At 33.1% G+C, this 7,564-nt stretch carries 9 protein-coding genes; all 9 read left to right on the forward strand.

Going from position 1 to position 7,564, the window contains the following annotated elements; genetic code table 11:
- The first annotated feature begins 683 nt into the window (after positions 1-683).
- Entirely contained in the window at positions 684-932 is a 249-nt protein-coding gene (locus PV403_RS24535; RefSeq protein ID WP_213536199.1) for a hypothetical protein, read from the forward strand.
- Between the two features lie 770 nt (positions 933-1,702).
- Positions 1,703-2,422, forward strand: a complete 720-nt coding sequence (locus PV403_RS24540) for an anti sigma factor C-terminal domain-containing protein (protein WP_160037211.1) — start codon at positions 1,703-1,705, stop codon at positions 2,420-2,422.
- Positions 2,422-3,351 (forward strand): hypothetical protein, encoded by a 930-nt coding sequence (locus PV403_RS24545; protein ID WP_160037212.1) that lies wholly within the window; start codon positions 2,422-2,424, stop codon positions 3,349-3,351. The genes PV403_RS24540 and PV403_RS24545 overlap by 1 nt, the downstream gene beginning before the upstream one ends.
- Positions 3,352-3,370: 19 nt before the next feature.
- Positions 3,371-3,751: a hypothetical protein gene (locus PV403_RS24550; RefSeq protein ID WP_160037213.1), complete on the forward strand. Its 381-nt coding sequence runs from the start codon at positions 3,371-3,373 to the stop codon at positions 3,749-3,751.
- A gap of 335 nt (positions 3,752-4,086) precedes the next feature.
- Entirely contained in the window at positions 4,087-4,404 is a 318-nt protein-coding gene (locus PV403_RS24555; RefSeq protein WP_160037214.1) for a hypothetical protein, read from the forward strand.
- 227 nt (positions 4,405-4,631) lie between these two features.
- Positions 4,632-4,829, forward strand: a complete 198-nt coding sequence (locus PV403_RS24560; RefSeq protein ID WP_332086258.1) for a hypothetical protein — start codon at positions 4,632-4,634, stop codon at positions 4,827-4,829.
- Positions 4,826-5,098, forward strand: coding sequence for a hypothetical protein (locus tag PV403_RS25370; protein WP_442951791.1), 273 nt, complete (start codon positions 4,826-4,828; stop codon positions 5,096-5,098). The genes PV403_RS24560 and PV403_RS25370 overlap by 4 nt, the downstream gene beginning before the upstream one ends.
- 650 nt (positions 5,099-5,748) lie before the next feature.
- Positions 5,749-6,687: a hypothetical protein gene (locus PV403_RS24565; protein ID WP_160037224.1), complete on the forward strand. Its 939-nt coding sequence runs from the start codon at positions 5,749-5,751 to the stop codon at positions 6,685-6,687.
- 13 nt (positions 6,688-6,700) lie between these two features.
- Complete coding sequence (locus tag PV403_RS24570; protein WP_160037223.1) at positions 6,701-7,093, forward strand: hypothetical protein; 393 nt, start codon at positions 6,701-6,703, stop codon at positions 7,091-7,093.
- Positions 7,094-7,564 lie beyond the last annotated feature (471 nt).

Consider the following 7,564-nt stretch of genomic DNA (forward strand, 5'->3'; position numbering starts at 1 on the left):
TGATTTGAAATCATCCGAGACACCACCTGAAATTTATACTTTTATTATACAAAAAATCAGGATGCCTTTCCTCAATATTGAGGAAAGGCATCCTGATTTTAGATATTGGACTTTTTCAGTGGCCTCGTACAGTACAGGAATCATCTTTTTTAGTCCCCATTTGATATCGGTACTGATTGTAATAATATATGTAAGATGGTCATAATTTCACAACTATTCTCTCCGGCTTTCGAATTATAGATGATAAAGGTACAGTAGAGCCTGATATTTCACTTACGGTTGGGTATACACAGATGATAAATTTTCAGAATTTACAATTAAAGTTATGAATGATGATGACCAGTGGTCCCCATCAAACGGATATATGATTACAGCACAGCGAAAGACAGACAGGAAGCAACGATAAGGTCCCAAAAGTTAATCAAGGAGTTTGAAAGTTGGACTGATTGAACTAACGGAAAAACGATAGTTCAAGAAGAACAAGTAAGCAATCGATCAACAGATTGGTTGCTTGTTCTTTAAGTTATTGGGCAGTATAGCTCAATAAATGTGTGGCACCTGGGTATGCATATTGTGCCTACTGTATACACACATAAAGTTGAACATTGGTAAATTATAACTGCTAAGCATAACAATGTCGTGATATACTTCTGTCTTAGGGGCTGGGTAAAGGAGTGAAGTTAATGAAAAAGTTTCGTATATGGTTACCTATCATTGCCTTTTTAGCAGTAATAGTAAATTTATTAGGGCTAGATGAATTAAATCTTTTACTTATGGGAGTTAGTCCTTTAGCGTGGGTTAAAGAATTTATTCCGGGTATGCACCGAGTTGATATCCCGATATCCTTAGCTTATATTGCTGCCGTATTGTTCTGGTTTGGTGTGGGGTTTCTAATAGATATGCTGATTCAAAGTTCAAAGAAAAACGCATAAGAGCGTAAAGACAGTGGTTCCCTATCAAACGGATAATGATTACAGCCCAGCTAAAGACAGACAGGGAAGCAGCGATAAGATCCCAGAGTTAATCAAGGAGTTTGAAGATTGGGATGATTGAATAACGTAGAAACGATAGATAGTCTCCAATGTTGTGATAGGTGGAGTCATGTTCTTTATAGGTCTGTTTTTCCTCTGTTTATCTTTTTATTTTAATTGCAAGAAGTTCAACTAACGGAAAAACGATAGCTCAATAAGAACAAGTAAGCAGCCGCTCAAAAGACCGGTTGCTTTTTCTTTTAGCTAACGAACAGATTAGTTTAATTAATGCTGAGACTTCGGAATAACTTTTTAAAACTTGTAGCCAAGAAAAATGAAGATATAAATAATCTTGAACAAAAACTAAATGAAATTGAAGCTATTTAAGTTTTGTATCTGATTTTTTTCATTTCTAAAATTTATAGTTATCGCAATCTATTTCTGTTGGAAGAGGGTTATATTCCTCTATTTGAGAATTCAATATATGTATCTGGGAACTCTGTATATTTTAATGCTAGCATCATTAACCTCTCTAAAATGTATGTAGAAAGTATTACAGTGTGATACTTTCTACACTTAAAGTGCCTCTTATATTATCGACTATTAAGATGATAACTTTCTTAGTTCTATCTAGCATAGAGAATATTAATTGTTATATTTTTCCTGTATTTTCTGATAATATTAGTATATAGTTTCCAATTGAAAATAAACAATACAACTCAGGAGGACGTATGAAAAACAAAAAAAATAAACTGATTATAGGAGGTCTATTTTTTACTACTCTAATGGCAATTGGAATCGTATTTAATACACCAACTTTAAAGGCAGAGAATCCAGCTCTTAATTCAGATGAATTCACAATTAGTGATAGAATTAATACTTCAGAGAAAGAGCTGAAAATACTAGAAGAGAACACGAATCAAGAAATAGAGGCATTAATCTCCTTAGATGGACAGCATGAAGTTGAAATTGCTAAAGCGATTTCAACTGAAACGGGAATAGAAATCGAAGCAATGTATCATGCATACACGTATGAAGACGAAGTAATCAGCGGTGGATTTATTTTAGAAGAGGACCAAACAATTGAAGATGCAGTGGTTAAATATGAAGATGATCTCAAAACTATGCTTGTAAATCAAATTGAAAATTATGAGGAAGAAGTTTCTCTAAAAGAAAGATCACTTATATTAGAACAAAATCCCAATGCAGAAAAAGCACAAGAGGAACAACGTTCTGTGGAAGCAAAAAAAGAACTTATTCATGTATTTAAAGAGAGATTGAATGAACTTAACAATGACGGACTAAAAATATATGGCTTAAAAGTAAAGGGAACTGGTGAAAATCTTTTAAAATTAAAGTCACAGGAAGAAGTTAGATTAGTAGAAAAAGTAACTGGAGATAATGAAAATTGGAAACCAATTAACACGGTTACGTCGGAGGTACAAAATTAATGTTTAAAAAATTCATATCGATAGTTCTTGCGACAATGATGATTTTTATAGGTGTTTCTAATGTAAATGCTGCTCCAGCTGAAGATTGGGTTCCTTGGAAAGGAGACTCTAGTATATATGTTACTTCAAGTTATGAAAGATTTAGTCATCAACAAATTTATTTTAGGAGTGCTACAGTAGGTTTCTATGATTCTACATTTGATACTTATGAGCATTCAGCAGTTTTTTATGATTACGAAAATAAAGCCTTTGCTAGGGATGCAGCGGGATCAGCTTTTGAATCTAATTTTCCGGATCCATATTTAGATACACAAATTTTAAACAGCTGGGGTGTTGCAGGTAGTAAAAGTGAACCAGATGTTTCTGTAGGATCATACGATCCTAATGAATTTGTATCAGGTAAGTGGTATTATTCGACAGTTAAATTGGATAATACTGATAGTACAAAGAGTATGTATAAAATAACTGCACAAGAAGGAACTAACTACGGGTGTGGGAAATATTGTGTGAATGGTAATTCTAGTGCAATTCTTGTTCCTTTTGACCCGGAATTTACGGCTCCAGATAATCAAAGGTACAGATATGAATGGGAAGACAATAACTCAATGGCTGTTTCTCCAGATGACATATTAGTTAATGAATGGGGAGGAGGAACAATTACCTCAACTCAAGATCCTGACTACTGGAAATTTCAAGCTACAACAGGTGGCTATCATAAGGTAATATTAAATAATCCTAAAGGTAGTTATAACTATAATGTTACTATATTTAACAGTTCTGGAACACAAGTCGCGAGACTTGCAGATAGTGCTGATGGTTATGATGAACGGAACGATGTATATCTAAGTCCAGGAACCTATTATTTTAAAGTATCATCTGCATTAGGTTCATCTGCAGATTTACAATATCATTTACACATTAAAAAATAAGAGAAATAAGGAGTAACTAATGAAAAAGTTATGGTCTTTAGCAATATGTTTCTGTTTAACTTTGTTATTAACTGCTTGTGGAGACAAGATATCTCCTAAAAAAGTTGGAGACATGTTAAGTAATGAAGGAATCGAAGTAACATTCGGGGATAATATGGAGGAAAATTATTATCATTATTTTTTAAATAAAGATGCGAATTTTGCTATATATTTTCTTAAAGATACAGAAGAAGCAGAGGAACAAGAAAAATCTTTCAAAGATCCTAAGTATAAAACTTTTCTTGTGAATAATGGTAATTTGATAGTCTATTATTATATGAACGGTGAAGCAGATCAAGAATTAGATTCTAAGATATCAAATTTCGTTGAAAAATTTGATGAGCTAATAGAGGATAAATAAAGATCTCGATTCAGAAATTTGATCGTAACCTTCTCTTTAGATGACGTGTTGTGATTTATGAGAGACTATTAGATTCAATATTGTTAGCGAAAATATGGTTCAAGAAGAAAAAGTAAGCAACTGATCAATAAACCGGTTGCTTTTCTTTAAGCTTATAGGAATATCATCCCCAATGTATGGAGGAGCAGCTTGCCAGTTGGCAGTTGCTCCTTTTAGTTATGTAAACCGGCAGGAAAGTTGATTAAACAGACACATAAATATTCCTCACAAAGGGTTTTATGGTACTTGGTGAATATAAACATATGCTATTTAAAAAAGCGTCTTAGGAGGATATTATGAATGAAAACTACACGAAGATAATATTAACTGGAATACTGTTAAGCTTGTTGATCATTGCCTTTAAACCTAACCAAAAGGTTGAACCAACAATTATTCCACCATCCAATGTAACTGTAAGCAGTAATAACGAATTCATCCAAATTTCCTCAAACATTATTGGTGTGAAAGATGACGGAACGCATTCTGGCATTCGTGGACAACTACTGGTGTTTGAATACAACAATACATCTAAGTTATTTGAGTTTAAAGGATCACTTAATTATGAAGAGTACATCAATCATCCAGAAAAATACGGGATAGCTGTTAGAAAGTAAATAGTAATTTAGTATTTATATTCCGAGTTCTTCATTGAGCTAACAGAATAAACGTTAGATGAACACAGCAGGGAGCAGCTTACCACTTGGCAACTGCTCTCTTTTATTTACAAACCAGCAGAGTAGGATAGCGTGACGAAATGTACGAAACTTTATCTCGATGAATAATAAGTTTTGCTCAGGTAACCTTAATAAAAACATGGATCTTTTATTAAGGAGGAACAAGATTGTTTAACTACATAGTACTCGTATTAATGGTGATGATAAACGTATCAGGACATAACGAATGGGTGAACATTGATCAAACTGAAGAGAAAGTTATCAAGTCATATGAAAATCGGAGTGGGTTAAAAATAACTCTTCCTACGTTTCTTCCTTACAATATAAAAAAACTGAAACAAAAGATATCAGTAAAGAACAAATAGAAGTCCGATATTATGGATTTGAGGCAGGAGATCAAATATTATTAAGCATTAGTAAAGAGAATAAAAAATTTGATCGTATTAAGCATTATGATGGAGCTTCCTATGCAAAGAAATTATTCTTAAAAGGAGAAGTTCCAGCTATTTTGTTAACTAGAGATTATAAAAGCTTAACTTTTGTTCACTCAGGAATACAGTATATAATTACTGATTTTACAGGAAGGCCACTTGATGATCAGGAAATCCAAAAAATAGCGGATTCAATGCTATAATCTAAATTTATTGTTACGCTAACGAGAAAACAATAGTTGAATACAGTAGGGAGCAGCTTGCCATGAACCTGAACCCTATTAAGTAGACAGTTATAAAAAAAGGATGTGCCGCTATTCTACCGATCTTTAGATCTTTTACACTTGATGTATAAACGTGAGAAAGTCCTCCGTCCTGATCATTGTTTCTATTACCAAAGTACACGTAATCATGTGCTACTGACCAAATAGTACTGTTTTGAGATCCTTGATACCACCAAATTAAAGGATCACCCCACGAGGTAAAGTTAGTGCAGTTGGTTACAAACTGTCTGAAGCAAAAATAAGTGATGACTAGCATTCGTTGCACTTCCCAGGCAAGGTCATCCGAAAAAGATTTTACTAACATTAGGTAGCCTGACTCAGTTAAAAGAATTAATCCATTAAGTGCCCTTTGAAGAACTCACAAGCTCCTCTAATTGCATATATACAGGTTTCTTGAATATAGTCATATAGGCTCATTAATACCTTATTATTCGACAAATTTATACATAGTAGATCACGTATATCCTCCTATTTTATTAATTTTTTCTTTCTGTTACCATTATTAATATTAATATTTCAATTATTTGAACATTGTTTATTAAAAAAGGAAGAGAAAGCAGGGATTAATTTTGTTAATTAGTAAAACGATCAAAAGAGTAACAGTTTTGGCTTCAGCTTCCCTAATTTGTGCATCATTACTTGGTAATTCAACTACTTTTGCAAGTGAAAAGTTGTCTATTGAAGAAAAAAGGTCAGCAGTACATCAAGCATACGGTTTATCTGAAGATTGGGTAAATGATCTAATTGACGAAGATCTACAGTATTATTATGATGGTATTTCCGAACTAGTTACTTCTTCAGTTGATGAAAATTACTTCAAACTAGAAGAGGTCTATGATTATACTTTAGCAACTCCAGATAACGGATATAGTCCACTTCAAATTGTAGACACAAATGTATCTGAAGTTTCCAAACAGGAAGCAATGGAACAATCTAATAATAAAGATAATGGAATTACTACCATGGGAGCATCTACGACCACAACTAGTTGGCTTAAACTTGAGACAAGCAATGAGAAATATTCTACATCTCAAGGCGGTGCTTCTGCTCGGTTCGAATGGCTTAAGACACCAACACAAAAACAGAAAGATGTCCTTGCTCTTGGAACAAATAGTAACATGAGTGTTATACCCGGAACAGCATCAAATGTATTTAAATATACTTATTTAGATCAAATTAATCCCAGCAAAGTAATCCAAAAAACCAATAATCCAGTAGCCTTTCAAAGCGTTCTAGGTTATGCGTATGAGATGCAACTTCCACAAGTTAATGATGGAAACAGCCCTTCTCATCCCGATTATGCAAGAAACATAATAGGTTACATGAAGTATAGATATACTCCAAATGTATCGACATTGACAAAGGCAGATATCTATGCTAAATACGGTCATAATATTACAATTCTAAACTCCTCATTAAGTGTAGACATAAAAGGAACTGCTGGTATAAGTATTGGTCCAGCAAGCAAAACAATGGAAGTTTACAATCACAATCAAATTTCTTGGTAAAGAAGGATTTTAATTGAAAAAAAAAGCATATATTCCTCTATTGATACTTCTTATTGGATCTCTATTCTTTAATATATTTTTATATCAATCCCATAACGCTAAACAGGATTTATTTCAGCAAAACCTCAACCAGAGATTATTAAGTGAGCTTTCTTTCTTTTCTTCGAAACTTGAAGAAGGCAAAGTCCCTAACACTTCTGTTCTCAGTTCTGCTTCAAGAATTGATATCTTATCGTATTACTCTGATTTAGAAGTGAATACCAGTTTAGCAGAAATTATTGCAGAAAAAATTGATAATAATCAACCTTTGAAAAACGTAGGAAAAGTACAAGAGAAAATCATTGATATACAAGATGATCCGGATCAAGAAAAAATATTGGAACTAAACAATTTTCTTAAAAAATAAGACCCCTAGGGGTCTTATTTTCAGATTGTAGACAAAAGGCATTCTGAATGCCTTTTGTCTACAATCTGAGAAGGTCTATCGACCTTCTTTTTATATTAGGATTAAAGTTCATTTTGATTTTTTTAGAGTAGTTGTGTACAGCAGGGAGCAGCTTGCCATTTGGCAACTGCTCCCTTTTATTAGGACAGCCTATGTGTTTCTTGTATTTTAACTGAATTCTAGATGTAAATTTCTGCATTGTGATTGGAGGTTATTATCCTATATAGTTAATGCTTCCATCCTGCCTAGCGAAACCATAAATAACAACATTCAAGATTATCAGGCACATATGATCGTTTAAGATCCTACAAAATCCATCGGATATTTCTTATGCTTAATTAGCTATATGAGGAGGTGAAATTTATGAGAGAAAAAATAAATTCATGGTCTTTCTTTCTTTCAATAATTTGTTTAGTTTCGTATTTAGCAATG

The organism is Paenibacillus sp. GYB006, from assembly GCF_036577645.1.
In the GTDB taxonomy this organism is placed as follows: domain Bacteria; phylum Bacillota; class Bacilli; order Paenibacillales; family Paenibacillaceae; genus Paenibacillus.